Source organism: Thiocystis minor, assembly GCF_016653465.1.
GTDB lineage: Bacteria > Pseudomonadota > Gammaproteobacteria > Chromatiales > Chromatiaceae > Chromatium > Chromatium minus.
Genome location: NZ_NHSQ01000043.1, coordinates 1 through 26,269, shown reverse-complemented (window position 1 = coordinate 26,269; position 26,269 = coordinate 1). Strand labels below are relative to the sequence as shown.

The window sequence follows — 26,269 nt, the reverse complement described above, 5'->3', positions numbered from 1 at the left end:
AAGGACTCAAAGAAAAACAAGGGCTTGAAGTGCCAAGACAATCGCCCTTTGGGTGACTATCGTCATCGAGACAAGGAAGTGAACTACTTGGCGTTCTTTGTGTTCTTTGCGGTTCAACTGCTCTTTTTGGGATCATTTCCACCGCGTTGCGCCGCGCCGGGTCGATCGTCTTGCGGCTCGGGTGACTGGACTACGACACAGACCGCGCTGGATGCGGTTCGGGTGAGCGAAGATGCGGAACACCTCGTCAGCGTCCTTCATCGGGCTCGACCTCGGTACCTCCGGCTGTCGGGCGGTGGCGCTCGATGGGTCGGGCACCGAATGCGCCAGCGCGCGGGTCGCCATGCCCCCACCCTTTCGACTCGCGAACGGTGGCGTCGAACAGGATCCGGAGCTTTGGTGGCAGGCGGCGCACACCGTCCTCAAGACGCTTGGGGAGACGCTGCGTGATCGTCCGCCGGCCGCGATCTGCGTAGACGCGACCTCGGCGACCCTGCTGATCGCCACCCCCGACGGTCGGCCGCTTGGACCGGCGCTCATGTACAACGACCGGCGCGCGGTCGCGGCGGCCGCCGCCCGGATCGAGCACGTCGCGCCGACCGATAGTCCGGCGCGTGGCCCCGGCTCCAGTTTGGCCAAACTCATCGCATTGCGCGAAGGGATGGCCGGAGCAACGCCTACGCTTGCGCTCCATCAGGCGGATTGGATCATCGGGCGCCTGATGGGCGATTTTGGCCACAGCGATTGGAACAACGCGCTGAAGCTGGGGTATGACGCCGAGCGTCTGTGCTGGCCCGACTGGGTACTTGACCTGCTTCCGTCCGGAACCGTCCTGCCACGGGTGGTCGCGCCCGGCAGGCCGCTCGGCCGCATCGCCCCCGAGGTCGCCCGCGAATTCGGTTTCCCGGAAACCACGCGGATCCTGGCCGGAACCACCGACAGTACCGCGGCGGTGATTGCCGCCGGTGTCCAGCATCCGGGCGACGCGGTGACCTCGCTCGGCAGTACGCTGGTCGTCAAGATCGTTGCCGAACGACCGGTGAGCGCCAGCGCATTCGGCGTTTACAGCCATCGCTTTGGCGAGCATTGGCTGGTCGGCGGGGCTTCCAACAGCGGTGGCGCGGTTTTGCGCCAATTTTTCGGCGACGAGGAGATCGCCGATCTGAGCCGTGCCATCGATCCGGACACCCCGTCGGGTCTGAATTACTATCCGCTTCCCGGCACTGGCGAGCGATTTCCATGCCACGAACCCGACCTTGAACCACGTTTGCAACCTCGTCCATCCGACCCAGTCCGCTTTCTGCACGGACTGCTGGAAGGCATCGCGGCCATCGAAGCGGAAGGCTACGCGCGTCTTGCCGAGCTGGGGGCACCGCGTCCGACTCGCGTCGTCACCGTGGGCGGCGGAGCCGAGAATCCGACTTGGACACGTCTGAGAACACGCCTGCTGGGGGTCGATGTCATGCCGGCCGAGCATCGCGAGGCCGCGTTCGGAGCCGCCTGGCTTGCGCTTCAGGCATTTGACGGATCATCGCTTTAGGCGGTTTTCGTGAAAGATACTAACCGTAGGAGCCCGCTTGCGGGCGACGCCGATACAGGGGGAAGTTGCTGATCGACGGCACCTTAAGCAAGCTGAGCAGCGATCCTTGTCGTTGTCGTTGTCGTTGTCGTTGTCGTTGTCGGATCGTCGACAACGACAACGACAACGACAACGACAACGATACATTTGACTCATCTGCAAGCATTTGGCGCCCTCAAGCAATCCAGGGTTAGGTAGGTGTCGGTGGTCAGCGATCCCTGATGACTGACGGCTCCCCCGGATGCGGTTTAAGATGACGTCATCCGTCATCCGTCATCCGTCATCCGTCATCCGTCATCCGTCATCCGTCTCCCGAGGAGTTCCTATGAAAGTCCTGGTCACCGGCAGCGCCGGTTTTATTGGATCGGCCCTGTCGCTGCGCCTGCTGGAACGGGGCGACGAGGTGATCGGTATCGATAACCTCAACGACTACTATGATGTCGGTCTCAAGGAGGCGCGGCTTGCCCGCACCCTGAACTACGCGGGCTATCGGGATTTGCGGGCCGATATCGAGGATGGCGAGCGGCTCGGCGAAATCTTTGCCAGCTTCCGTCCGGAGCGGGTGGTCAACCTGGCGGCGCAGGCCGGGGTGCGGTATTCCATCGACAATCCAATGGCCTATGTTCGGACCAATCTGGTCGGTTTCGCGAATATTCTGGAAGCCTGCCGACATCACGGCGTCGAGCATTTGGTCTACGCTTCCAGCAGCTCGGTCTATGGAGCCAATACCGAGATGCCCTTCTCGGTCCATCACAATGTCGACCATCCCCTGAGCCTCTATGCCGCCAGCAAAAAAGCCAACGAGCTGATGGCCCACACCTACAGCCATCTGTACCGGATTCCGACTACCGGGCTGCGATTCTTCACCGTCTATGGTCCCTGGGGGCGTCCCGACATGGCGCTCTTCAAGTTCACCCGCGCGATCCTCGCCGGCGAGCCGATCCAGGTCTTCAATTACGGCAAGCACCGGCGCGATTTCACCTTCATCGACGATATCGTCGAGGGCGTCATCCGCGTGCTCGACCGCGTGCCCGCGGGCAATCCCGATTGGTCGGGCGCCGAGCCCGATGCCGCGACCAGTCAGGCGCCTTATCGGCTCTACAACATCGGCAACAACCAGCCGGTCGAACTGATGGAATACATCGGTCGCCTAGAAGACTGTCTGGGGAAAAAGGCCGAAATGGACATGCTGCCGCTCCAGCCCGGCGACGTGCCCGATACCTTCGCCGATGTCAGCGAGTTGGTTCGGGAGACCGGCTACATGCCAAGCACCCCCGTTGCCGAGGGCGTCGCGCGGTTCGTCGAGTGGTATCGGGGGTTTTATCAGGTTTGATTTCCGGGCGCTCGCTGCCGTTCAGCGAAGCCGTTCGCGGTGAGCCCTTGCTTCGGCTCCGCTCGGCACAAGGAGCTGAATCGAAGGGCTTGCCCTGAGCGGCTTCACGTTCAGGCGGCAGGATCATCAGCTCGGGAACGCCTCCGGCCAAAACTCCTTGTCCAACAGATCCTCGATGCGGTAGGGGCATTGAGCGGGAAAGTCGGATTCCGTCAGGCCGGTCTCGACACTGGCAAGTTCGACCGCGTCCGCATAGGCATCGCGAGTCTCCGGCTCAAGGAAGCGTCGCAAGCTTGGGCTGTCCTTGAGCAGCCGGTTCAGATCCTTGCGCTGCACCCGCACCGTTCCGGCCCAACTGGCGGAGCGGTGTTCGGATTGATATTGCCATTTCAGCAGATGACCGATGAGAATCCGCAACCGCCGATACATTTCACGGCGCTCGTTCCCCATCTCAAGCTCCAGCGCTTCGGTCAGATGATCAATGTCCAAGGCCCGCAACTGCCCTGTTTTCAGGAGGTTGGCCTGTTGCTCCAGCCAGGCGGAACGATCGGTTTCATATAGGTTGGCGCTCAACGAAGACCCCCTTAAACCGTGTCAATGGCGACGCCGGGCGTGCCCGACGGTGTTCAGTCGGTCGACAGTAATCCAAACACCTCGTCCAGCCGCGCGATCAATTGACGCATCTGCAGGGCGAGGATGGCGAATTCGGCATCCAGCCGGGCCGCCGGTTCCAGGTCGGTGTCGTCCATCTCCTCCAGCAGGGCATCGCCGACGCGCAGACGCTTGAGCGAGAGATCCTCGGCCAGCACGAAACTCAACCGTTCGTCCCACTCGACCGCCAGTTTGGTCACCCGCTTGCCCGCGCGAATATGATTCAGGATCTCGTCGCTAGCGAGATCCTGACCGCTACAGCGCACCACCCCGGCGGAATCGTCCGAATCGCGTAGCTCGCAGGCGTCGCCGGCCACGAAATCGGGCGGAGCGGTGCCGTCCAGCAGCCAGCTCGTCATGACCGTCGAGGGCGTCTTGCTGGGGTCGGGCAGCTTCGCGGGCAGGGTCTCCAGCGTTTCGCGTAGCAGCGAGACGACCTCCTCGGCCTGTTTCTCGCTGGAGGCGTCCACGACCATCCAGCCGGCCTCGGTGTCGATGTAGAGTTGGGTGCGGCGCGAGCGGGTGAAGGCGCGCGGCAACATCTCGGTGACGATCTGTTCGCGTAATCGGCGGCGCTCGGCGCGCCCGACATCGCGCGCCTCGCCGCTTTCCAATTCGCTGACCCGCTCGTCGACTGCCTCGGCGACGGCGGCGGACGGCAGCAGCCGTTCTTGTTTGCGCGCGCACATCAGCAGGCAGCCGCCCACGCCATGCACGAGTCCGGCGGTCTCCTCGCCGAGCGGGGCGGACCAGCCCAGGGTCGCCGTTTCGATGGGGCCGCAGGGGCGGAAACGGCGCTCGCCGAGACGCGCCTCCAGTTCGGCGGTCTCCAGGGCAAAGGGCGTGTCCAGTCGGAAAAAACGTGCGTTCTTGAACATGGTCGATCCTGATCGAAAAGGGCCGGAGTATGACCGACTCCGGATGAACTGCAAAGACGTCCGCTCGGCGGGAGTGCCGGAGTTTCGCTAGAATACCCTCAACCCCGCCAAACCTCGGTACCCCGTGAACGATCTCCCGCTGACCGGATTGTTTTTCGCTTTATTCGTTTTGATCCTGCTCTCGGCCTTCTTCTCCGGCTCCGAGACCGCGCTCCTGACCATGAACCGCTACAAGCTGCGGCACCTGGCCGATCAGGGGCACCGCGGCGCGCGCATCGCCCGCGTGCTGCTCGACCGCCCGGACCGGCTGATCGGACTCATCCTGCTCGGTAACAACTTCGTTAACATCATGGCCTCGTCATTGGCGACCATCATCGCGCTGCGTCTTGGCGGGGAAGCGGCGATCGGCATTGCCGCCGGGCTGCTGACCCTCATTATTCTCATTTTTGGCGAGGTCACCCCCAAGACCTATGCCACGCTTCACCCGGAGCGCCTCGCCTTCCCGGCGGCCTATGTCTATGCCCCGCTGCTCAAGGTGCTCTATCCCATCGTCTGGTCCGTCAATCTCGTCACCAACGGACTGTTGCGACTGATGGGGATTGCCTCGGAAGGCGGCTCGAACACTGCCCTGAGTCGCGAGGAACTGCGCACCGTGGTCAGCGAGTCGGGCGCTATGGTCCCCGAGCGCAGCCGCGACATGCTGTTGGCGATCCTGGATCTGGAACACGCAACCGTGGAAGACATCATGATTCCGCGCCACGAGGTCGAGGGCATCGATCTCCAGGACAGCGACGACGAGATCATCCAGGCCATCCGTAACGCCAGCTATACCCGTCTGCCGCTGTTCGATGGCGGGGTCGATAACGTCATCGGCGTCTTTCATGCGCGCAACGCGCTGCACGCCTTGCTGGAGCAGGGTCTGGGCAAGGAGCGCCTGCGCGAGATCGCCCGCGAACCCTATTTCGTGCCGGAGGGCACGCCGCTTTATCAGCAGTTGCTCAACTTCCAGCGCCTGAAGCGGCGCGTGGCGCTGATCGTGGACGAGTACGGCGATTTTCTAGGGCTGATCACCCTGACCGATCTGCTGGAGGAAATCGTCGGCGAGTTCACCACCGACCCCTCCGACAGCATCGAAGAGATTTATCGCGCCGAGGACGGCAGTCTGATCGTCGACTGCGGTATCGGTCTGCGCGACCTCAACCGCGCCCTGCGCTGGGAGCTTCCGACCGACGGTCCCAAGACCCTCAACGGCCTGATTTTGGACTATCTGGAAACCATCCCCGAGCCGGGCACCAGCCTCAAGCTCCACGGGCATCCGCTGGAGATTGTCCAGACCGTCGATGCCGGCGTGAAGACGGTCAAGATCATCCAGCGCATTGTGCGCAAAGGGCGCTCTTAAGGGGCTCAAGCCGCTTCGTAGGGGACATATCGCGGCTCGAACAGGCGGGCGCGAATGAAGGCGTCCAGGTCGTCGGGGCGCTCGATGCCGGCCAGTCCCTCGGCGAAGGCGAGTTCGCAGACGGCGACGGCGATCTGGGTGGAGATTTCGCGGATCAGGGTGAGGTCGGGGTAGAGCCGGCCCATCGCCAAGCTGTCTTCGCCGACCAGCCCGGCCAGGGTGCGGGCGGCGACGTAAAGCATGGCGTCGGTCACTTGCGATGCTTGACAGGCGACGACGCCCTGACCGACGCCGGGGAAGATGTACATGTTATTGCACTGACCCGGAACCAGCATGCGTTCGCCGTGAGCGACGGGCGGGAAGGGGCTGCCGCTGGCGAAGAGCGCGGCGCCATCGGTCCATTCATAGGCCTGCTCGGCGGTGCATTCGGCCTTGCTGGTCGGATTCGAGAGCGGAAACAGGATCGGGCGCTCGCAGTGACGGTGCATTTCGCGGATCGCTTCCTCGGTGAAACTGCCCGGCTGACCGGAGACCCCGATCAGGACGGTGGGCCTGACCGCCCGAATTACCGCGATCAGATCCGCATGCGGAACCGAATCCTGCGCGAAGGGACGCTTGTGTTCCGAGAGGCTGTCGAGACGGTCGAGCGTGACCAACCCGTGCGAATCGATCGTCCAGATCTGGCGGCGCGCGGCCTCCAGACCGATGCCGCTCTCGCCCATCATGCCAGCGACGATACTGTCGGCGATGCCGCGTGCCGCCGCGCCCGCGCCGAGGAAAATGATCCGTTGCTCCGTCAGGGTCTGGCCGGTGATGCGCAACGCGCTCAGGATGCCGGCCAGGGTAACGGCCCCGGTGCCCTGAATATCGTCGTTAAAGCAGAGCATCCGGTGGCGATAGCGTTCGAGCAGCCGGAACGCCTGGTCGTTGGAAAAGTCCTCGAACTGGATCAGCGCATGCGGCCAGCGGGCGTGGACGGCGCGCATGAAGGCTTCCACGATCTCGTCATAGGCGTCGCCGGTCAGGCGCGGCATGCGCTGGCCGAGATAGAACGGATCCTCGCGCAGCGCCTCATTGTTGGTGCCCATGTCGAGCAGGACGGGCAGGGTGTGCCGGGGGTGCAGCCCGGCGCCGATCACATAGAGCGACAGTTTGCCGATCGGGATACCCATGCCGTTGGCGCCCAGATCGCCGAGCCCGAGGATGCGGCTGCCGTCGCTGACCACCACGACCTCGATCGCGTCCTCGGGCCAGTTGCCGACCATCTCCTCGAAATGCGGTGCGTCGGTGGCGCTGAAATACATACCGCGGGCGCGCTGGTAAATGTGTCCGAACTGAGTGCAGGCCTGGCCGACCACCGGGGTGTAGATGATCGGGGTTAGTTCGTTGAGGTGAGAGAGCAGCACTCGGTAATAGAGCGTCTCGTTGCAATCGTGCAGATTCTCCAGATAGAGATAGCGATCGAGATCGCTTTGCTGACGGCGTACGTTCTCCATCGCTTGTCCGACCTGATCGTCGATGCCGACCGTCCGCGGCGGAACCAGCCCGCGCAGACCGAGCGCGGCGCGCTCGCTGTCCGGGAAGCCGCTGCCCTTGTTCAGCAGGGGATCGCGCACCAACTCCAGGCCGCGCTTGCGGATCGGGACGACGGGGACATCCGTGGATTGAATTGGATGGCATTCGATGGGCTTGGTCATGGTTGAGTCTCACGGTGAATGACAGGCTGCGATGCAGCGTATTCTAACTTGGAGTCGGCTCCCCACCCCTGACATTGCCAGCCGTTGCGTCGCTGGCTACGTCACTGTTTTCGGACATACGTTGTGACCCGGCGCAATCAGTTGCGTTTTCGCAATGAATTTTTGATGCCGGGCGCGTCCGGATCGGCTAGATTAGCGCGTTGATTGCAAGAAGACGCCCGTTCAGGCGCCGGTTTCCATCGCCATTCAAACACGCTGTCCCTGATCCCATGAATCATCGTTCACCCAACGTCCGGGCGGTTCGTCCGGCCACTGTCGCGCCGTTCGCCTCCTTGCGAATCAATCAGAGGATCCCCGGATGCCATTGATTGCTCTCCTGATCGGGTTTCCGTTGATCGCGGGGCTGGCGATTCTGTTTGCCCCGACCCACGCGCGGCGCGCTGACCTGGTGCGCTGGTCGGTCTATGGTCTGGGCGGCGCTTCGCTGGCGTTGGCGCTGTCCTATTTTCGGATGGAGCCACAATTCTTCAGCCTCGGTGCGGGTGTTGCCGGCGCGCTGGACATGGCCTTCCTGCTGGGCGGGATCGCGCTCTCGGCCTATCTGCTTTTCGCCTGCCGCCGAATCAAGGGACGCGAGTGGTACATCCCGCTGCTGATCCTGGCGCAGACCGGGCTGATGCTGTTCGCGGAACTTGCACCGGAACATCCCGAGGTGGCCCGGCATTTCTACGTCGACAGCTTCTCGATCCTGATGGCCTTGATCGTCGGCTTGGTCGGCGGTCTGATCTGTCTCCATGCGATCCGCTACATGCAGGATTATCAGGCGCACGATCACGAGGTGAAGGATCGCCGCCCGGCCTTCTTCTTCATGCTGTTCGTGTTTCTGGGGGCGATGTTCGGCATCGTCTTCTCCAACCATCTGCCCTGGCTGTTCTTTTTCTGGGAGGTGACGACGCTCTGCTCCTTCTGGCTGATCTCCTACTCGGGGACGGAGGAGGCGGTCCGTAACGGTTTCCGCGCGCTGGGGCTCAATCTGATCGGCGGCGTCGCCTTCGCCGGGGCCATCGTCTGGCTGACCCATGGTCCGGGGCTGCACACATGGGAACTGGACCAGTTGATTGCCGCCGGCAGCACGCTCGCACTGATCCCGGCGGTCCTGATCGCGATCGCCGGGCTGACCAAGTCGGCGCAGTTGCCCTTTTCGTCCTGGCTGCTTGGGGCCATGGTCGCGCCCACGCCGGTGTCCGCGCTGCTGCATTCGAGCACCATGGTCAAGGCGGGCGTCTTTCTGCTCGTCAAGCTCTCGCCGGTCTTTCACGATACCTACGCCGGTCTGCTGCTGTCGCTGGTCGGCGGGGTCACCTTTCTCGTCACCTCGCTGGTCGCGATCAATCAACGCAACGCCAAGCGGGTGCTGGCCTATTCGACCATCGCCAATCTCGGGCTGATCGTCATGTGCGCCGGGGTGGGGACGGCCACGACGATCTGGGCGGCGATTCTGCTGATCCTCTTCCACGCGGTTGCCAAGGCGCTGCTGTTCCTCAGTGTCGGCACCACCGAGCATCTGATTGGCAGCCGCGACATCGAGGACATGGAGGGCTTGGTCTATCGGCGTCCGGTCCTGGCCGCGATGATGCTGGTCGGCATCCTGGGGATGTTCCTCGCGCCCTTCGGCATGCTATTGAGTAAGTACACCTGTTTTCAGGCGTTCCTGACCATGGATGTGATGCCGGGCGACGGGATCCTGCTCGCGGCCATCCTCGCCTTCGGCAGCGCGCCGACGCTCTTTTTCTGGAGCAAATGGATGGGCAAGCTGGTGGCCATGCCGCGCCGGCCAAATCCCATCGAAGCGGCGATTCCTCGCGACGAGGCGATTGCGCTCTTCACGCTGACGGTGATCACCTATGTGGCCTGCGCACTCTTTCCGCTGGCCGATTGGATTTTCGTGCAACCCTACACCGAGTTTCTCACCGGCGCCGGGCTGATCCCGCTGACGGATGACCGCATCCCCTGGGAGACGATTGCGATGATGACGGCCATGCTGGGCGGGATCTTCCTGCTGCCGCTGATCTTCTGGCTGCGACCGCCGCGCTTCGCCGTGGTGAGCGGCTATCTGAGCGGGGCGAATGTCGACGGCAGCGCCTCCTACCGGGGCGCCATGGGGGCGGAGCGCGAGGTCGAAAGCCGAGGCTATTATCTCACTGGATTCATCCAGGAAGATCTTCTGGTCCGTCGCGGGCTCATTGGAGCGGTGATCTTGATGACCCTGATGTTGTGGAGCGCGAACCCATGAATGTGGAACACTGGGGTTTCGCGGTCGCCTTTCTGGTCCTTGGGCCGCTGCTTGGCGCGCTGCTGGCCGGTCTCGACCGGCGTCTGACCGCGCGGATGCAGTCCCGTCAGGGTCCGCCGCTGCTGCAACCGATCTACGATGTGCTGAAACTGCTGGAAAAGGACACCGTCGTCGTCACCGAACTTCAGACGCTTTATCTCTGGGGCTTTCTGTTCTTCATGGCGATCTCCGGGTTCATCCTCTTTCTCGGTAGCGACCTGCTGCTGAGTCTGTTCGCGCTGACGGTGTCCGGGATCTTTCTCTGTCTCGCGGCCTATTCGACCAATTCGCCCTACAGCAATATCGGTTCGTCGCGCGAGCTGATGCTGATGATGGCCTACGAACCGATGCTCATCCTCGTGGCGCTCGGATTCTTTCTGGTGGCGGACAGCTTCCGGGTGAGCGACATCGTGGCGGGCAGCCCCTGGCAAGTGGTGCAACTCTTCGGCATCCTGCTCGGATTTCTCTTTATCCTCACCATCAAGCTGCGCAAATCGCCCTTCGATCTGAGTTCCTCGCACCACGGTCATCAGGAACTGGTCAAGGGCATCACGACCGACCTGTCCGGGAGCGACCTGGCCCTGGTGGAGATCGGGCACTGGTACGAGAACGTCATCCTGCTCGGCTGGCTGTATCTCTTCTTCGCGCCCTGGGGTCTGGCCTGGGCGCTACCCATCTCGCTGGTGCTGTTTTTTGCCGAGGTGCTGGTCGACAACACCCACGCGCGGCTTAAATGGGCGACGACGCTCAAGATGACCTGGGCGGTGACGGGTGTACTGGGCGTGACGAATCTGCTGCTGCTGCCGCTGATTGCCTAGGCGATGTTGGGAAGGTCCGTGACCAAACAGGCTTGAAAATGGTCAAACATTGATCCGAATTTGTTGTCGAGCCTTTAGTTCTACTTTGTTAACTTTGACTGTCGCATAAATTAATGAATTTTAAGTTATTTTTTATTAGGCGCAATAAATCTTCATTTACTATGCCCCTATTGAAGATAGATGTTGGCGGTTTATGGGTGATTATAGGCGCTCAACGCGCCACTAGAACCCTATTGTTTATGTGTATTTTTGTTTATTATCATAAAATTTAAACACTTAAAGATTTTTTGAAGGTAACAAAGTAGAATTAGGGAGACACTGTCATGCCATCTAGTTACGCTATTGGCCATCATTTTGAGGATTTCATTCGTCGTCAGATCGAAACAGGCCGTTATGCCAGTGCCAGCGAACTGGTCAGAGAGGCGTTAGGCCTTCTGGAAACGCGGGAACGATTACGTGAGATTGAGTTTGAGGAATACCGTGCGCAAATCCACGCGGGCACGGAAAGTGGCGACAGTATCCCGGCCGATGAAGTGTTTACACGCCTCGAAGCCAGATATCAGGCCATGCTTGAAGAGGAAACCTGAATTGTGGCAATGCGCTGCACGTTTTCCCCGCTGGCCGTCACCGATCTGGAAGAAATTGCCGACTACATCGCCCGTGACAACCCCCGCAGGGCGTTATCCTTTATCCGCGAACTTCGGGAGCGATGCGAAAGGCTTGTTTCATTCCCCGAAGTAGCGCGGTTACGTCCGGAAATCTCGGAGAGCATTCGGCTGGTTCCTTATGGACGCTATGTGGTTTGCTATCGGCTACAACCCGGCGAGATCAGGATTGAGCGCATCGTTCAGGGAGGGCGAAATCTGCCGGACTTGTTTGAGCATTAAGGTGATTTCTGAAAAACCATTTAACCCTCGAATCAACGGCAGGCACCATCATCGATGAGCTTCCTCAAAAAATCCCCCTGGATCCTGCATTACGCCGCGACCAGTTGTAACGGTTGCGACATCGAGCTGCTGGCCTGTCTGACGCCGCTCTACGACGTGGAGCGGTTCGGGATCGTCAACACCGGCAACCCCAAGCATGCCGACATCTTCCTGGTCACCGGCTCGGTGAACGAGGAGTCGCGCAAGGTGGTCGAAAATCTCTACGCGCAGATGCCGGACCCGAAGGCGGTGGTCGCGATCGGCGCCTGCGCCCTGAGCGGCGGCATCTTTCGCGACGCCTATAACGTTTACGGCGGCATCGATCAGGTGATCCCGGTCGATGTCTATGTTCCTGGCTGCGCGGCGCGCCCGGAGTCGATCATTGATGGGGTCGTGCAGGCGCTGGCGATTCTGGAGGAGCGCGCCAAGGAACGTAAACGTCAACGTAAAGTGGTAGCATCATGAGTCAGAACGAGTCCTTCGAAGACATCGAGCTTGATCAGTGGGTTGCGACAGCCAGTCGCCACCGGGCCGAGGGCTTCCGGTTGGTGCAGATGACCGGGACCGCGCGCGAGGATCACTTCGAGGTCATGATCAGCTACGACAAGAACTATGAGTGCGTCAATTTTCGCGTGCATGTCCCCCGCGATCAGCCTGAACTGCCGAGCCTGAGCGGGGTCTTTGCCGCCTCCTTCACCTATGAAAACGAGCTGAAGGATCTGTTTGGCTTCAACATTCCGGGTCTGGCCCTGGACTATGGCGGGAACTTTTTGCGCACCAAGACCAAGATCCCCTTTTCCGGCAGTGTGACCCTGAAGAAGGACAAACCGCAGCGCGCGTCCAGTCGGGCGGACGCGGGCGCGAAGGTCGCCCCGCCCACGCCAGTCCGGGAGGGCTGAACCATGGCGAATACCACCATCGTCCCCTTCGGTCCGCAGCATCCGGTCCTGCCCGAACCGATCCATCTCGATCTCGAACTCGACGACGAGCGCGTCGTCCAGGCACTGCCCTCGATCGGCTATGTGCACCGGGGACTCGAACTGCTCGCCGAGCGTCACGACTTCGTCGAGATGGCCCAGGTCGCCGAGCGTATCTGCGGGATTTGCAGCTTCATTCACGGCCAGGGCTATTGTCAGGGGATCGAGCACCTCCTGGGGCTGGAGGTTCCGCCGCGCGCCGTCTATCTGCGTACCGTCTGGGCCGAGATGTCGCGCATCCAGAGCCATCTGCTCTGGCTGGGTCTGTCCGCCGACGCCTTCGGCTTCGAGAGCCTTTTTCAGCACAGTTGGCGTATCCGCGAGATGTTGGTCGATATCATCGAGGAGACCACCGGCGGGCGGGTCATCTTCGGCTCCTGCAAGGTCGGCGGGATCCGCAAGGATGTGGATGCCGAGACTCTGCGACGGGTCGGGCGGCGCATGAATGAGATCGAAGCGGCCTTTGATGAAGTGGCCAACATCTTCCGTGGCGACCGCACAGTCAAACAGCGCACGGTCGGGGTTGGCGTCATGAGCGCCGAGGATGCCTATGCGCTGGGCGCCGTCGGTCCCGTGCTGCGCGCGAGCGGTTTCGCGAGCGATACCCGCCAGTTGGGCTATGCCGCCTATGGTGAGCTGGAATGGGAGCCGGTCGTCGAGCAGTCGGGCGACTGCTATGCCCGCTGCGAGGTTCGATTGCGCGAGATTAGCCAGTCGATCGACCTGATTCGTCAGTGTCTCGACCGGATGCCGGAGGGCGAGATCGAGGTCACTTTCAAGGGACAGCGGCCCAAAGGGGAGACCATGATCCGGCTCGAACAGCCGCGCGGCGAGGTCTGCTATTACATGAGCGCCAACGGCCAGAAAAACCTGGAGCGCTTCCGGGTCCGCACCCCAACCTTCGCCAACATCGCCCCGCTGGTCCACATGCTCAAGGGCTGCGACCTGGCCGATGTCCCGGTCATCGTGCTGACCATCGATCCCTGCGTCAGTTGCACCGAGAGGTAAACCCCATGTCCTGGTTCTCCATCTCCGCCCTCGTGACCCGCAGTGCACTGCACCGGCCAGTGACCCGGCTTTATCCGTTCGAGCGACGAACGCCCTATGCCAAGACGCGCGGCCACATCGAGTTCAAGATCAACGACTGCACCTTTTGCACGGTCTGCGCCGTCAAATGCCCGACCGGCGCCATCGTTGCCAGCAAGCAGGACAAGACCTGGGCCATCGATCACAGCCTCTGCATCCTCTGCGGGAACTGTGTCCATGACTGTCGCGAGGGTTGTATCACCCAGTGCAATGAGCCCTGGCCGCCGATGCGGACGAAAGAGATCGTCAGTTTCCGGCAGGATTTTGCAACGCCGTCTTCGTCCAAGACGCGCCCGAGCGTTTAGGCGGTTAGCTGATCGCTGGTTTCCAAGCGGAGTTTGGGAACGCGGGGGAAAAGGGAAAGCCCGTCGCAAAACGGCGACGGGCCTTGATGAGTGCCGCTACATCATCCCCAAATACGTCGGCAGCCAGATCGACATCGTCGGCCAGTAGGTGACGAGCAGCAGGAAGCAGAGCATCGACAGGAGCCAGGGCCAGACCGCGATGGTCAGCTCGGTGATGCCCATCTTGGTGATGCCCGAGGCGACGTACAAGTTGAGTCCAACCGGCGGATGACACATGCCGACCTCCATGTTGACCACCATGACGATGCCGAAATGCACCGGGTCGATGCCGAGCTTCACCGCCACCGGAAAGAGAATGGGCGCGAAGATGAGGACGATCGAGGTCGGCTCCATGAAGTTGCCGGCTAATAGCAGCAGGACGTTGACCGCCAGCAGGAAGGCGATCGGTCCCAGACCCTGGGCCAGCATCCAGTCGGCCAGCGCCTGCGGGATATTCTCGTTGGTCAGGATGAAGGAGAACATCACCGCGTTGGTGATGATGTAGAGCAGCATGGCGCTCATGTTCGCCGAGTTCAGCAGAACCTTTGGCACGTCTTTGAGCCGCATATCCTTGTAGATGAAGACGGCGACGACGAAGGCATAGACCGCGCTCATGGCGGCGGCCTCGGTCGGGGTGAAGAGCCCGGCATAGATGCCGCCCATCACGATCAGGATCAGCAGCAGACCCCAGACCGACTCCCGAAAAGTCCGCCAGCGTTCGCCGAAACTCGCCTTGGGCATGCGCGGATAATCGAACTTGCGCGCCCGCCACCAGGTGACCCCGCCTAGCACGGCGGCCAGTCCGATGCCCGGAATGACGCCGGCCATGAACATGGCCCCAACCGAGGTGTTGGTCGCGACCGAATACATCACCATCACGATCGAGGGCGGGATCAGGATGCCGAGCGCCCCGGAGGTGGTGACGATGCCGGCGCCGAAATTCTTGGGGAAACCGGCCTTCATCATCGCCGGTAGCAGGATGGAGCCGATCGCGACCACGGTGGCCGGGCTGGAGCCCGAGACCGCCGCGAAGAGCGCGCAGGCCGCGACGCCGGCCAGACCCAATCCGCCATGCCAGTGTCCGACCATCGCCGAGGCGAAGGCGATCATGCGTCGCGCTACCCCACCGTGGGTGAGGAAATTGCCGGCGAGGATGAAGAAGGGGATCGCCATGATCTCGAACTTCTCGATGCCGGTGAAGAGCTTCAGCGCCACCGCTTCGAGCGGCACCTGGGTCATGGTGAAGAGGAAGGTGAGAACGGTGAGACCGAGCGCGATGGAGATCGGCATCCCGGTCAGCATGAGCGCGAGCAGGATGCCGAAGATGATGGCGGCGCTCATGATGGACGGTCCTCGCGGTCGGAATCGCCCGACTTGCCGGACTCACCCACGGGTCGGTGTTTGAGATCGCGGAAGTGCAGGTTGTCGTCCATGTCGTAGATATTGACATCGACCGGCAGCGGCTCTTTCGTGAGACCTTCGACATGGCTGTGATCGTGCTGCGGTAGCTCGCCGGTGCGGAGGAAGCCGTAGGCGACCTGCAGAAAGCGGAAACACATCAGGGTCGAACCCAGCGGCACCGCCAGATAGACGATCCAGGTTGGCCATTCGAGGTCGGGCGTGGTCGGACCTTCCGGGAGATCGCCGGTGTCCAGGCCCAAGGTGCTCAAATAGGCGTAGTGCGCGCCGTTCTCCCAGACGAAGCGGGTGCCGAGCGTGGCGACGATGGCGGTGAAGAGCGCGCCGGCCAACAGGCCGAAGAGGATGACCTTGGCGCGTTTGCGGTCCGAGAGCCGGTTGACTAGCACGTCGACGCCGACATGGATACCGGTGCGCACCCCGTAGGCGGCGCCGAACTTGGCCATCCAGACGAAGAGGATGATGCACAACTCCTGGGTCCAGCCGAAATTGAGCGACAGCAGCCAGTCCTGCACGACCGGGATCTCGTAACCGGAGGCGTAACGGTGCAGGACCGAGACGAACACGATCAGAGTCGCGCCGCCCATGAGCAGGATGATGAGCCATTCTTCGAGATGGTCGAGCAACTTCATCAGCGGATGCTCCAATTTAAACCGCGTTCCGCCGGTCGCCGTTGGTTGTCGTGAGGACGGGCTCACTCGAAACGACGCCGGCCACTTATGACGCGGTTTAAAGCGAATCAGGCTTGAAACCGGTTGCCTGATAGATGGACTGGATCAGCTCCTTGCCGACCCGCGAAGCCATCTTGTCATGCACGGGCACCAGCTTCCGCTTGAAGGCCAGTTTCTCTTCGTCGGTCGGCGTATAGACCTTGGTCTTGCCGCTCGCCTCGATCCCCGCCAATGCCTGATCGTTCTCTTCCTTGGCAATCCGGTTGGCCAGCTTGGTCGACTCTTTCATGGCCTGCTCTAATTGGCCACGAACATCCTCCGGGAGACCGGCCCAGAATTTTTTATTCACGATGACCGCGTAACCCAGATAACCATGCTGGGTCAGGGTCAGGTTCGTTTGCACCTCATGCATTTTCTGGGTGTACATATTGGACGGCGGGTTTTCGGTGCCGTCCACCACGCCGGTATCGAGCGCCTGATAGACCTCGGAAAAGGCCATGACCTGTGGCAGTGCCCTGAGTGCGCGCATCTGTTCCTCCAACACCTTGGAGGACTGGATACGGAACTTCTTGCCCTTCATGTCCTCGGGTGCCTTGATCGGGAAATTGGCCGAGAAAGACTTGAAGCCGTTATCCCAGAAGGCCAGTCCGACAATGCCCTTGGGTTCCAGCTTGCTCAGAATCGCCGTGCCGATCTCACCCTGGGTGACCCTGTGCAGATCGTCATAGTCGGTGAAGATGTAGGGCAGATCGAAGGCTTCGAAATCCTTGACGCCCAGCGGACCGAACTTGGCCAGCGAGGGCGCCAGCATCTGCACCGCGCCGATCTGGAGCGCTTCCAACTCCTCCTTATCCTTATAGAGCGCGCTGTTGGGATAGACTTCGACCTTAACCTTGTCGCCGGTCAGCTCGGCGGCGCGCTGGGCAAAAAAGTCGGCGGCTTTGCCTTTGGGCGTGTCGGCCGCAACCACATGGCTGAACTTGATGACGATCGGCTCATCGGCGGCGACGACAGCGTTCACGGCGCCAATGGCTAGGGCCAGACCCAGCATCAGAACAGGAAATTTCATGGCGGGTTCCTCCGCAGTGGAAATTTTGTTGTAACGATGGAATTCATCGCGTGGTGGCGAGGAATCTCCCGAAGGCTACACTTCGGTTCGGACGGCTTCAAGGCATGGCACCTCGAACGTTTCGCGGATAACAAATAAAGAGGATTAAGAAATTTTTCAGGCACGGCCAAGCGTCGGATCGCGCGCACCGGGCGTGGCCGACTCCGGACGACGACCAATCGGCGCCGGCTGGAGCGAGGTAAAACCCATGAAAAAAATGGGATTTACGTGATTCGCGAAAGTCCCGAAGCAATGGCGGGGGGTAATTTTTAGGGCGATTGGCCATCGCGTCCGCGATTTGCGGATTTTTTGCGTAATGATCGTGGACCACGGTCTTTATGTTAAAGTTCCGCGTCGTCTTGGTGGCTGGTCGTTGCGTCTGCTGCTGTATCCCGACGTTGCGATTGCCGCCCGATGTACTCGGCTCATTCCAACGAAAACCCGCTATGGGGGATGCTCATGTCAACAGATGTTGCGCTTTGGCTCGCCATCGGCGCCGGTGGCCTCGCCGTTCTCTACGGTCTGGCGGTCGTCGCCTGGATTACCATGCAGTCCGCTGGTTCCGCACGCATGCAGGAAATCGCCGCGGCGATTCAGGCAGGCGCCCAGGCTTATCTCAATCGACAGTACACCACCATTGCCATGGTCGGTGGCGCGCTCTTCCTGGTTCTTTGGCCAACACTCGGTCTGGCGACCGCCGGCGGTTTCGCGGTTGGCGCCATTCTCTCCGGCCTCGCCGGCTATATCGGCATGAATGTGTCGGTCCGTTCCAACGTTCGCACCGCACAGGCCGCGACGATCGGGATTGAGGCTGCGGTGGACGTCGCCTTCCGTGGCGGCGCGGTCACCGGCATGCTGGTGGTCGGTCTCGGTCTGCTCGGCGTGGCGGGCTACTTCGCCTTCCTGGGGGCGGATCAAGAGGCGCTGCATGCGCTGGTCGGACTCGCCTTCGGCGGCTCGCTGATCTCCATCTTCGCCCGTCTCGGCGGCGGTATCTTCACCAAGGGCGCCGACGTTGGCGCGGACTTGGTCGGCAAGGTCGAGATCGGCATCCCCGAGGACGATCCGCGCAACCCGGCGGTCATCGCCGACAACGTGGGCGACAATGTCGGCGACTGTGCTGGCATGGCTGCCGACCTCTTCGAGACCTATGCGGTCACCATCGTCGCCACCATGGTCTTGGGCGGCCTCATGTTCAAGGGCGCCGATGGCGGTCTGGACATGGACTACATCCTCTATCCGCTGATGCTCGGGGCGGTTTCCATTGTCGCCTCCATCGTTGGCACCCTGTTCGTGAAGGCCCGCGAAGGCGGTAAAATCATGAATGCGCTCTATCGCGGCATGGGCGTGGCGGGCGGGCTGGCGTTGTTCGCCTTCGCGATCGTGACCGCACTCTTCATGGGCGATCACTTCTTCGCCATGCTTTTCTGCACCCTGGTCGGTCTGGCGCTCACGGCCGCGCTGGTGCTCATCACCGAGTACTACACCGCGACCGAATACGCGCCGGTCCGCTATGTCGCCGAGGCTTCCCAGACCGGGCATGCCACCAACGTCATCGCTGGTCTCGCGGTCTCGATGAAATCCACCGCCTGGCCAGTGCTGGCGGTCTGCGTCGCGATCTGGGCGTCCTATATGGTCGGGGATCTCTACGGCATCGCCATCGCGGCGACCGCCATGCTGTCGATGGCGGGCATGATCGTCGCGCTCGACGCCTATGGTCCGATCACCGACAACGCCGGCGGCATCGCCGAGATGTCCGGCCTGCCTCCCGAGGTTCGCCATATCACCGACGCGCTGGACGCGGTCGGCAACACCACCAAGGCGGTCACCAAGGGCTACGCCATCGGTTCCGCCGGTCTGGCCGCGCTGGTGCTGTTCGCGGACTACACCCATAACCTTCAGGCGGCCGGCAAGCTGGAAGTGTTCAGCCTCTCCGATCCGGCCGTCATCATCGGTCTCTTTATCGGCGGCATGATCCCCTACCTCTTCGGCGCCATGGCCATGGAGGCCGTCGGTCGTGCCGCCAGTTCGGTGGTGGTCGAGGTCCGGCGTCAGTTCGCCGAGATTCCGGGGATCATGGATGGTACGGGCAAGCCCGATTATTCACGGGCGGTCGACCTGCTGACCCGCGCGGCGATCAAGGAGATGATCATCCCCTCGCTGCTGCCCATCCTGGCCCCGGTCGTGGTGGCGTTTGGGATGAACATCCTCATGGGTGACGGCGCCGGCGTGCGCGCGCTGGGCGGTCTGCTGATCGGTACCATCGTCACCGGCCTGTTCGTCGCCATCTCCATGTGCACCGGCGGCGGCGCCTGGGACAACGCCAAGAAGTATGTCGAGGAAGGCAACTTCGGCGGCAAGGGTTCCGAGACCCATCACGCGGCCGTCACCGGCGACACCGTCGGCGATCCCTACAAGGACACCGCGGGTCCAGCGATCAACCCATTGATCAAAATCATCAATATCGTTGCCCTGCTCTTGGTTCCGCTACTCTGAGCGAGGATCGAAATTTGGGTAGTGCCACAATCCATATGATTTCCTTTGACGCTGGTCCTGACTGGATAGGGCTTTGCGCCGGAGAGCCATCCTGCAGATTGGGGGACTACCCTCCTTCAGAATACCGCCATGCGGCGGCCAACGCCGCCGAGAGGGCGTCAGGTATCCTGTCCATTGATCAGGCTCAGCAAGACCAACAAACTGTCCATTAACGACCTGACGTTACGCAGCCGCCATGCTGATGTCATGTGGCGAACTCCTCGAATGAACGATTCCGAAGTCACTGGGCTGATTCCTCTACAGCACCGCGCCCGGACGCTGATCGGTCAACCAGTAGAAACGCAGCGGCGGAATCACCACGCGCGTATTGAACAGCGCCGGCGACTCGCCGGTCAGCAAATCCTTGACCTGCCCAAAGCGGAAGAGTCCGCGGTTGCCGAGATCCTTCAGATCCAAATACTGGGACTGAACATCGACGTTGGCGACCACCAGCACGCTGTCCGTCTGCATGGTCGGATGGGTGCGCAACAGGACGAACAGATGCGGGTTGGCCACGTCGAGCAGTTCACGGTTGTTGAAGTCGGCGAAGGCTGGCGTGGTCTTGCGCACCGCGATCATGCGCTTGAGACCGTCGAAAAGACGCTGCTCGACCGTTCCATGCTCGCTGCGGCGTTCGGCGCGGTTCCAGTCGATGCGCGGACGATGGATCCAGCGGCTGTCACCGGCCTTGTTGACATCCTCCAGAAAGGAATTGTCGTTCAGCGTGCCGATTTCATCGCCGTACCAGATCAAGGGGATGCCGCCGAAGGACATGATCATCCCGTGCAGGGTCAGGATCAGATTGACGGCGTGGTCGATGGCCTCGGGATCGCCCGACTCCAGGGCGGCTTCCAGTCCGGCCAGCGAGGCCAGCGCGCCGGAAATCCGGGCGTCGCCGGTCTTGAGATTGACGCCGAACGGACGCCCGCGACTGGGCGAGCCTTCGAACGCGCCGGTGAACCAGTCCACCAGAAAGCGACGGTGAGAATAAGGATCGTAATCGCAGGCCCGGATGTCGGCGTCGTCGAAGCCGAGACCGATATCGTCATGGCAGCGGACGTAATTGAGCCAGGTGGCACGGTCGAGCTTGTTCGGCAGGCTTTTGACGCCCTGATTAAGCAGCTTGGCGTTCTTGGTCGCCACCGCGTCCCACAGCAGCGCCATGAACGTGGCGTTATAGGCGATCTCGCATTCCTTGGCGATGATGGCGTCCTCGCCGAAGTATTTGATGATCTCGGAGGGCGCGACGATGGCCTCGGCGATGAAGAGCACGCCGGGCGCGACCACCTGACAGCAGTCCTTCATGAGTTGCAGGATGAGATGGGCCTCGCGCTCGTTCTGGCTGGTGGTGCCGACCTTTTTCCAGAGAAAGGCCACCGCGTCCAGACGCACGATATCCGCGCCCTGATTGGCCCAGAACAGGACGATATCGAGCATCTCGATAAAGACCGCCGGATTGGAATAATTGAGATCCCATTGATAGTCGTTAAAGACCGTCATGACCCATTTGCCCATGACCGGATCCCAGGTGAAATTCCCGGGCGCGGTCTCGGGAAAGATCTCGGGCAGGGTCTCCTCGAATATGTCGGGCACGTCGCGGTTCGGGAAGATGTAATAGAACTTCTGAGAGTCGGCATCGCCGGCGCGTGCCCGCTGCGCCCATTCGTGCTCGTTCGAGGTGTGGTTGACCACGACATCCAGGGTCAGCAGCATGCCGCGCTTGCGCATCGCCTCGGCCAGCGCGACCACGTCCTCGACGCGCCCGGCGCGCGGATCGATATCGCGGAAATCGCTCACCGCATAGCCGCCGTCGCTTGCGCCCAGGGGGCATTTGAGGATCGGCATGACATGCACCAGATTCACGCCGAGTTCCTGCAGATAGGGCAACCGCTGGATCAGGCCCTGGAGATTGCCGGCGAACCCATCCGAATAGAGCGCCATGCCGACCCATTCCTGGCTCAGAAACCAGTTGTAATCCTCCTCGCGCGCCATATCGAGCTGCTGGAGCGCCGCCGGGCGATCGAGATAGGCGCGGGCGAGACGTTCGGTGAGATGGGTCGTCTGTTGCTTGAAGTCCTCGCGATGACCGTAGAGATGATGAAAGAGCGAATGAATGGCGTAGAAGTTCGCGCCCAGCCGGGTATAGAAATGACGCAGATCCTGGTGCGAGAGGTCATGAGCGAATTCGTCGAGGATATCGTTCAGCAGGGCGTGAGAGACCTGTTCGTACATGGAGGCTCCGTTTGAAGAATTGGCAGGGTGAACAACGGGTCATCCTGTGACCACCGATGCCGCGAGTGCCGGTCTTGGTGCGCTTGCAGGGAAGCTCCGGGCGACGCTTTCCAACTCCTCGGACTTACGCTTGACGCAAACCCCAGCGGTCGAGAAAGGGCGCGTAAAGCGCCCTGTCGGAAGCGGTGGCGCCGCGCTGTCCGACGATCCGCGAGGCGAACGACTGGGCGCGTTCCAGCGTTGTGGTCAGCGGCCAGCCGCGGAGGATTCCGAGGATCAGCACCGCGGCGAAGGCATCGCCCGCGCCGACCGTGTCCAGCACCTCGGTGGCCGGCGCCGGCGCAACCCGAACCGGCACGCCGTCGGCGCTCAGACCGAGCGCGCCATCGCCGCCCAGGGTGACGATCAGGCCGGTCAGGTCATGGCGTTCGAGAAAGGCGCGCGCGCGTTCCGCCAGATCCTCCGTTGGGGCTCCGTCGGTCTCTCCCAGCCAAGTGAGTTCGTCGCGATTGAGCTTGACCCAATCCGCGTCGGTCACGAGGCGCAAGGTTTCCTCGCGCGACCACCAGGGCGTGCGCAGATTGACATCCAGAAAGACGCTGTCCGGCCCGTTCGCCTTGAGCGCCTGCAGGGTTGCGGCGGAGACTGGCTGACGCAGGGCCAGGGTGCCGTGATAGAGCAATCCGTCATGGCCCTCCGCGGGCTGGCGGATATGGTCATAGGCGCGATCGGCGACGATGTCATAGGCGGGCTCGCCGTCACGCAACGATACCGCGACCTCGCCGGTGGCGTGGTCGGGATCGGTCTGGAGATCGGCGACATTCATCCCCCAGGCGCTCATGGCGGTGCGCACCGCCGCGCCATCCGGGTCGTCGCCCACCGCGCTGACCAGGCGCGGGGCCGCACCGAAGGCATGCAGATGCCAGGCGACATTGAAAGGTGCGCCCCCGAGAATGCGATGGTCATCGGGAAAACGATCGAACAGGACTTCGCCAAAGACGCAGATGGGTGGCAGATGCATGGTTTGGGTTCTCCGCGGAAAAGCCGTCATCGAGGAAATCGCGTCCGCTTCTCAATTGGGACGGCTGGCGTGCGATGCGCGACGGTCGTCGCGCATCGGCCGCTCGGCGCGTCCCGCGCTCATCCATCGCCGGATGCCAGCAACAGATCCAGTAAGTCCGGGCGAAAATGCGCCACGCCCTCCAGGATGCCGGCGCCATAATTGCCGTTCATGCCCGACCAGCCGCCGCGGGCGCAATAGAGACGCACCTCTAGACCGCGCGCGGCGGCGGCGCGGTGGGCCTGCTCGCGGATTTGGGGATGGGCGTTGGCGACCAGGATCGAGGGAATCGGACTCGTCAGCACCTCCAGATCGTTGCCGCTGTCGCCGGCGAAGACGGTGGCGCTTTCCCCACAGCCGAGCGCACGCATCAGGAAGGCCACGGCATGATATTTACCGGCCTGTTCGGGCAGCACGTCGAGCAGGCCGACGGCGGCGGTTTCGTCGACGCTCCAGATCAGGTTGGCGCGCGTCTCCGCGCTGGCCAGTCGTTCGTTCAGACGCGCCAAGAGGTCGTCGGCATCCAGGTCGAGAGAGACGTAATAGCTGAGCTTGAAGGGCGTCTGTTTCGCGTCTTCCTGCAAACGCAAACCCGCCAGATCGGCGAACAGCGCTTGCAGGGTCCGTGGCCCCGGCCAGGTTTGCGTGATGACATCCAGCCAGCGCGGTAGCGGGCTCCAGCGCGCGGCGCCATCGGCGTTGAGTTGCACGGCCTGAATGCTGGTTCCCACATCGCCGATCACATAATCGGGCCAGGGTAGCGCGTATTCGGCGATCGCCTGCTCGACTAGCGTTTGATGACGGCCGGTGACATAGGCCAGAGTAATCCCCGCCTGCGCGACGAAGCGATGGAAACGCGGCCGCGCGTCGGGCGATTCGGGCTCGCGCCCATTGGGGATGAGGGTGCGGTCCAGATCGGTGCAGAGCAAAAGACTGATTGACATGGGTGTTCATTCAGACGCTGGCGGCACGCGGCAGGCGCGGAAGAAGTCGTAATAATCGACGGCTTCGAGGATGCCCAGCGCATGGGTTTGCTGGGCGAAGTAAATATTTTCGTTCTCGGCGAGTTGCGACAGTTCCTCGTGATGGCGATTGGCGACGACCACGGCGAGGGTGTTGCCGCGCATCATGTCCTCGTCTGCCCCGGAGCCGCCCGCGACCAGGATGTGTTCGAGCGGAATCCCCAGCCGGTGCGCGACATAGCGCAGCGCCTGCCCCTTGCTGGCGCGGATCGGAACGATATCGAGGAACTGACCGAAGGCATGGATGACATTGGCGCTCTGTTCGCGGCTGCGCAGCAGGGTCGCGATTTCCTCCACCGAGGGCGCGATCGTGGGGTCGTAGTGATAGGAAATCTTGAAGCGGCTCTGTTCGACCTTGCCTTGCGGGAGGAGCCCCGGCACCTTGGCGAGCGCGCGCCGCACCGCCTGGGGTTTCCACAGATGGTCGACATGCTCCTTCCAATAATCGTCCGGAATCAGGTGCCCGGTGTAGTGAATTTCGGTGCCCAGGCTGGTGATCAGGATATCCGGCACCGGAATACGCTGTTTCTTGAGTTCGATCAACAGCGAATCGAGACGCCGCCCGGTCACGATGCCGAAATTGGCGCAGCGCTTGTTCGCGCGCATCATGGCGACGAAGCGCTCGACGCCCTCGGCATTGCCTAACAGGCTCTGATCCAGGTCGGTGAAGAGCGCGCGATCACGATACATCAGACGCCGGCGCGCCGGCGGCGTATCGGGAATGGGCACTGCGCGCTTGGCAAGCGGGGCGATGCGCTCGCGGTAGAGGTCGGCATGGGCCTGCCAGGAGTAGCGTTCGCGTACCCCCAGCAGTCCGCTGTGCGAGAACGTGTGCCAGCGCTCAGGGTCGCTCAGGATGTCGAGCAGGGCGGCGGCGATGGCCGCGCGGTCGAGCGGGTCGACCAGTACACCATTTTTGCAGTTGCCGATGATGTCCACCGGCCCGCCGTTTTCGGTGGCTACCAGCGGCAGACCGGTGGCGGCGGCCTCCAGCAGGGTCAGACCAAAGGGCTCGGTCAGGGCGGGGTTGATGAAAATGCCTTCGGAACGGGCCACCAGACGATAAATTTCGGGCACTTCGTCGGCGCTATGATGCTTGGGCACGGCGACCTTGCCATGAAGATCGTAGGCATCGACCGTGATCAGAATCTCGGTCAATACGTCGCGGGCGCCTTCGTCCAGTTCGCGAATATCGTCGCGGTTACCGGCAATGATCAGCAGGTTGGCGAGCGACTGGAGCTCGGGCGATTCGCCATAGGCTTCGATCAGCGTCACGATGTTTTTCCGATGATCGGCGCGCGACAGCGCGAGGATCAAGGGCTTGCCGGGTGCGTCGAGAAAGCGCTCGACCTGCGCGGCAAAGGCGATCGGCGGATCCTCGGGCGCGGGCGGATGAAACTGCTTCAGATCGGTGCCAGGCGGGATGACGACCATCCGCTCGGGCTGATAATAGTCATAGAGCGCGTATTGCTCCTCGATCTCGTTATGGGTGCTGGTGATAACCAGATCCGCGCTGGCCAGCACGGTTTCCTCGGCGTCGATGCGGCGCACCATGTTGTAACGCGCGTCGATCTGTTCGCCATCGAGTCCGGCCGCCAGCAAACGCTGGCGTTTATCGCGCCCCAGCGAATGACCGGTATGCACCAGCGGCACGCCGATCAGACTAGCCAGTTTCGCGCCCACGTAGCCGGCATCCGCATAGTGGCTGTGAATGACATCTGGCCACTGGCCCTGTTCCTGAAGCCAGGCGGCCAGATTGTCCATGAAACCGTCGAGATGGTCCCAAAGCTGCTCCTTGACGATATAGCCATCGGGACCGGCATCGATACGGACGATGCGGGATTTTTCGCTCAGGGGTTCGAGCGGCACGCCATAATCCGCGCTCACGGCCTCGTCGATGACGCGACGGGTCACCAAATCGACCTGTGTCACATCGCTGCGTTCGCCGAGCGCGCGGGCGAGATCGACGACATACTTGGTTTGTCCGCCGGTGTCCGCATCGCGTCCGAGTTCTAAATCATGGCCACGGATCAGGCCGTGAATACTCAGCAGAAGAATGTACATGACAGGGGCCCCAGGGCGAGCGCGCTTAAATCCTCAGCCGAACACCACCTTGGCGCGATAGTCATCGTTCCACGCGGCCTTGCGGCGCTTCTTGGCCAAGCTGATCGCCGACCCCTCCTGTTCGAACAGGTTCATGCT

Annotated in this window: 22 protein-coding genes; 12 read left to right on the top strand and 10 right to left on the bottom strand. The window is 62.0% G+C overall.

The genetic code is table 11. The features are described 5' to 3' along the window. Nucleotides 1-232 precede the first annotated feature (232 nt). Nucleotides 233-1,540, top strand: coding sequence for an FGGY-family carbohydrate kinase (locus tag CCR95_RS03800; protein WP_201092005.1), 1,308 nt, complete (start codon nt 233-235; stop codon nt 1,538-1,540). Between the two features lie 364 nt (nt 1,541-1,904). Next, entirely contained in the window at nt 1,905-2,912 is a 1,008-nt protein-coding gene (locus CCR95_RS03795; RefSeq protein ID WP_201092004.1) for an NAD-dependent epimerase, read from the top strand. Between the two features lie 126 nt (nt 2,913-3,038). Here CCR95_RS03795 and CCR95_RS03790 read toward each other — a convergent pair whose 3' ends face one another. Together CCR95_RS03790 and CCR95_RS03785 are read right to left on the bottom strand one after the other, a co-directional pair. Next, on the bottom strand, nt 3,039-3,485 hold the full coding sequence (locus tag CCR95_RS03790) for a DUF29 domain-containing protein (RefSeq protein ID WP_201092002.1): 447 nt from the start codon (nt 3,483-3,485) through the stop codon (nt 3,039-3,041). Nucleotides 3,486-3,538: 53 nt separating this feature from the next. After that, nucleotides 3,539-4,441, bottom strand: coding sequence for a recombination-associated protein RdgC (locus CCR95_RS03785; RefSeq protein WP_201092000.1), 903 nt, complete (start codon nt 4,439-4,441; stop codon nt 3,539-3,541). 124 nt (nt 4,442-4,565) lie between these two features. On the opposite strand from CCR95_RS03785, the gene CCR95_RS03780 reads away from it, so the two are divergent. Further along, on the top strand, nt 4,566-5,840 hold the full coding sequence (locus CCR95_RS03780; RefSeq protein WP_201091999.1) for a CNNM domain-containing protein: 1,275 nt from the start codon (nt 4,566-4,568) through the stop codon (nt 5,838-5,840). Between the two features lie 5 nt (nt 5,841-5,845). On the opposite strand, the gene CCR95_RS03775 is transcribed toward CCR95_RS03780, so the two are convergent. Further along, nucleotides 5,846-7,537 carry an NAD-dependent malic enzyme gene (locus CCR95_RS03775; protein WP_201091997.1) on the bottom strand — a complete coding sequence of 564 codons (1,692 nt, stop codon included), beginning with the start codon at nt 7,535-7,537 and terminating at the stop codon, nt 5,846-5,848. 358 nt (nt 7,538-7,895) lie between these two features. Between CCR95_RS03775 and CCR95_RS03770 the strand changes: the two genes are divergently transcribed. From CCR95_RS03770 to CCR95_RS03735, 8 genes are all read left to right on the top strand, one after another. Beyond that, nucleotides 7,896-9,830 (top strand): NADH-quinone oxidoreductase subunit 5 family protein, encoded by a 1,935-nt coding sequence (locus tag CCR95_RS03770; protein ID WP_201091995.1) that lies wholly within the window; start codon nt 7,896-7,898, stop codon nt 9,828-9,830. After that, complete coding sequence (locus CCR95_RS03765; RefSeq protein WP_201091993.1) at nt 9,827-10,687, top strand: respiratory chain complex I subunit 1 family protein; 861 nt, start codon at nt 9,827-9,829, stop codon at nt 10,685-10,687. Before CCR95_RS03770 ends, CCR95_RS03765 begins: the two co-directional genes overlap by 4 nt. A gap of 323 nt (nt 10,688-11,010) precedes the next feature. Continuing rightward, nucleotides 11,011-11,274, top strand: a complete 264-nt coding sequence (locus tag CCR95_RS03760; protein WP_201091992.1) for a type II toxin-antitoxin system ParD family antitoxin — start codon at nt 11,011-11,013, stop codon at nt 11,272-11,274. Nucleotides 11,275-11,283: 9 nt separating this feature from the next. Continuing rightward, on the top strand, nt 11,284-11,574 hold the full coding sequence (locus CCR95_RS03755) for a type II toxin-antitoxin system RelE/ParE family toxin (protein WP_201091990.1): 291 nt from the start codon (nt 11,284-11,286) through the stop codon (nt 11,572-11,574). Between the two features lie 54 nt (nt 11,575-11,628). Beyond that, entirely contained in the window at nt 11,629-12,078 is a 450-nt protein-coding gene (locus tag CCR95_RS03750) for an NADH-quinone oxidoreductase subunit B family protein (protein WP_201091988.1), read from the top strand. Further along, on the top strand, nt 12,075-12,512 hold the full coding sequence (locus tag CCR95_RS03745) for an NADH-quinone oxidoreductase subunit C (RefSeq protein WP_201091986.1): 438 nt from the start codon (nt 12,075-12,077) through the stop codon (nt 12,510-12,512). Before CCR95_RS03750 ends, CCR95_RS03745 begins: the two co-directional genes overlap by 4 nt. Before the next feature lie 3 nt (nt 12,513-12,515). Next, the gene (locus CCR95_RS03740; RefSeq protein ID WP_201091984.1) at nt 12,516-13,598 is read left to right on the top strand and encodes a hydrogenase large subunit; all 1,083 of its coding nucleotides are present in this window, start codon (nt 12,516-12,518) and stop codon (nt 13,596-13,598) included. Nucleotides 13,599-13,603: 5 nt separating this feature from the next. Continuing rightward, nucleotides 13,604-13,981 (top strand): 4Fe-4S dicluster domain-containing protein, encoded by a 378-nt coding sequence (locus CCR95_RS03735; protein ID WP_201091983.1) that lies wholly within the window; start codon nt 13,604-13,606, stop codon nt 13,979-13,981. Nucleotides 13,982-14,077: 96 nt separating this feature from the next. Here the strand turns inward: CCR95_RS03735 and CCR95_RS03730 are convergent, their stop codons facing one another. The 3 genes from CCR95_RS03730 to CCR95_RS03720 all read right to left on the bottom strand — a co-directional run bounded on the left by CCR95_RS03730 (nt 14,078) and on the right by CCR95_RS03720 (nt 17,179). Next, nucleotides 14,078-15,361: a TRAP transporter large permease gene (locus CCR95_RS03730; protein WP_201091982.1), complete on the bottom strand. Its 1,284-nt coding sequence runs from the start codon at nt 15,359-15,361 to the stop codon at nt 14,078-14,080. Beyond that, nucleotides 15,358-16,071, bottom strand: coding sequence for a TRAP transporter small permease (locus CCR95_RS03725; RefSeq protein ID WP_242523048.1), 714 nt, complete (start codon nt 16,069-16,071; stop codon nt 15,358-15,360). Before CCR95_RS03725 ends, CCR95_RS03730 begins: the two co-directional genes overlap by 4 nt. Nucleotides 16,072-16,168: 97 nt before the next feature. After that, nucleotides 16,169-17,179, bottom strand: a complete 1,011-nt coding sequence (locus CCR95_RS03720; protein ID WP_201091981.1) for a TRAP transporter substrate-binding protein — start codon at nt 17,177-17,179, stop codon at nt 16,169-16,171. Nucleotides 17,180-17,677: 498 nt separating this feature from the next. On the opposite strand from CCR95_RS03720, the gene CCR95_RS03715 reads away from it, so the two are divergent. Next, a complete protein-coding gene (locus tag CCR95_RS03715) occupies nt 17,678-19,714 on the top strand; it encodes a sodium-translocating pyrophosphatase (RefSeq protein ID WP_201091980.1) in 2,037 nt (678 codons plus the stop codon). A gap of 297 nt (nt 19,715-20,011) precedes the next feature. Here the strand turns inward: CCR95_RS03715 and CCR95_RS03710 are convergent, their stop codons facing one another. The 4 genes from CCR95_RS03710 to CCR95_RS03695 form a co-directional block, all read right to left on the bottom strand. After that, nucleotides 20,012-21,985 carry an amylosucrase gene (locus CCR95_RS03710; RefSeq protein WP_201091979.1) on the bottom strand — a complete coding sequence of 658 codons (1,974 nt, stop codon included), beginning with the start codon at nt 21,983-21,985 and terminating at the stop codon, nt 20,012-20,014. Nucleotides 21,986-22,109: 124 nt separating this feature from the next. After that, the gene (locus tag CCR95_RS03705) at nt 22,110-23,006 is read right to left on the bottom strand and encodes a PfkB family carbohydrate kinase (protein ID WP_201091978.1); all 897 of its coding nucleotides are present in this window, start codon (nt 23,004-23,006) and stop codon (nt 22,110-22,112) included. 119 nt (nt 23,007-23,125) lie between these two features. Further along, nucleotides 23,126-23,989, bottom strand: coding sequence for an HAD family hydrolase (locus CCR95_RS03700; protein WP_201091976.1), 864 nt, complete (start codon nt 23,987-23,989; stop codon nt 23,126-23,128). Between the two features lie 6 nt (nt 23,990-23,995). Beyond that, nucleotides 23,996-26,131 (bottom strand): HAD-IIB family hydrolase, encoded by a 2,136-nt coding sequence (locus tag CCR95_RS03695; RefSeq protein WP_201091975.1) that lies wholly within the window; start codon nt 26,129-26,131, stop codon nt 23,996-23,998. Between the last annotated feature and the right edge of the window lie 138 nt (nt 26,132-26,269).

Bases quoted from the DNA above. Each gene is read 5' to 3' on its own strand.
- CCR95_RS03800 (WP_201092005.1), top strand. From the start codon at position 233: ATGCGGAACACCTCGTCAGCGTCCTTCATCGGGCTCGACCTCGGTACC.
- CCR95_RS03795 (WP_201092004.1), top strand. From the start codon at position 1,905: ATGAAAGTCCTGGTCACCGGCAGCGCCGGTTTTATTGGATCGGCCCTG.
- CCR95_RS03785 (WP_201092000.1), bottom strand. From the start codon at position 4,441: ATGTTCAAGAACGCACGTTTTTTCCGACTGGACACGCCCTTTGCCCTG.
- CCR95_RS03775 (WP_201091997.1), bottom strand. From the start codon at position 7,537: ATGACCAAGCCCATCGAATGCCATCCAATTCAATCCACGGATGTCCCC.
- CCR95_RS03770 (WP_201091995.1), top strand. From the start codon at position 7,896: ATGCCATTGATTGCTCTCCTGATCGGGTTTCCGTTGATCGCGGGGCTG.
- CCR95_RS03765 (WP_201091993.1), top strand. From the start codon at position 9,827: ATGAATGTGGAACACTGGGGTTTCGCGGTCGCCTTTCTGGTCCTTGGG.
- CCR95_RS03760 (WP_201091992.1), top strand. From the start codon at position 11,011: ATGCCATCTAGTTACGCTATTGGCCATCATTTTGAGGATTTCATTCGT.
- CCR95_RS03755 (WP_201091990.1), top strand. From the start codon at position 11,284: ATGCGCTGCACGTTTTCCCCGCTGGCCGTCACCGATCTGGAAGAAATT.
- CCR95_RS03750 (WP_201091988.1), top strand. From the start codon at position 11,629: ATGAGCTTCCTCAAAAAATCCCCCTGGATCCTGCATTACGCCGCGACC.
- CCR95_RS03745 (WP_201091986.1), top strand. From the start codon at position 12,075: ATGAGTCAGAACGAGTCCTTCGAAGACATCGAGCTTGATCAGTGGGTT.
- CCR95_RS03740 (WP_201091984.1), top strand. From the start codon at position 12,516: ATGGCGAATACCACCATCGTCCCCTTCGGTCCGCAGCATCCGGTCCTG.
- CCR95_RS03735 (WP_201091983.1), top strand. From the start codon at position 13,604: ATGTCCTGGTTCTCCATCTCCGCCCTCGTGACCCGCAGTGCACTGCAC.
- CCR95_RS03730 (WP_201091982.1), bottom strand. From the start codon at position 15,361: ATGAGCGCCGCCATCATCTTCGGCATCCTGCTCGCGCTCATGCTGACC.
- CCR95_RS03725 (WP_242523048.1), bottom strand. From the start codon at position 16,071: ATGAAGTTGCTCGACCATCTCGAAGAATGGCTCATCATCCTGCTCATG.
- CCR95_RS03720 (WP_201091981.1), bottom strand. From the start codon at position 17,179: ATGAAATTTCCTGTTCTGATGCTGGGTCTGGCCCTAGCCATTGGCGCC.
- CCR95_RS03715 (WP_201091980.1), top strand. From the start codon at position 17,678: ATGTCAACAGATGTTGCGCTTTGGCTCGCCATCGGCGCCGGTGGCCTC.
- CCR95_RS03710 (WP_201091979.1), bottom strand. From the start codon at position 21,985: ATGTACGAACAGGTCTCTCACGCCCTGCTGAACGATATCCTCGACGAA.
- CCR95_RS03705 (WP_201091978.1), bottom strand. From the start codon at position 23,006: ATGCATCTGCCACCCATCTGCGTCTTTGGCGAAGTCCTGTTCGATCGT.
- CCR95_RS03700 (WP_201091976.1), bottom strand. From the start codon at position 23,989: ATGTCAATCAGTCTTTTGCTCTGCACCGATCTGGACCGCACCCTCATC.
- CCR95_RS03695 (WP_201091975.1), bottom strand. From the start codon at position 26,131: ATGTACATTCTTCTGCTGAGTATTCACGGCCTGATCCGTGGCCATGAT.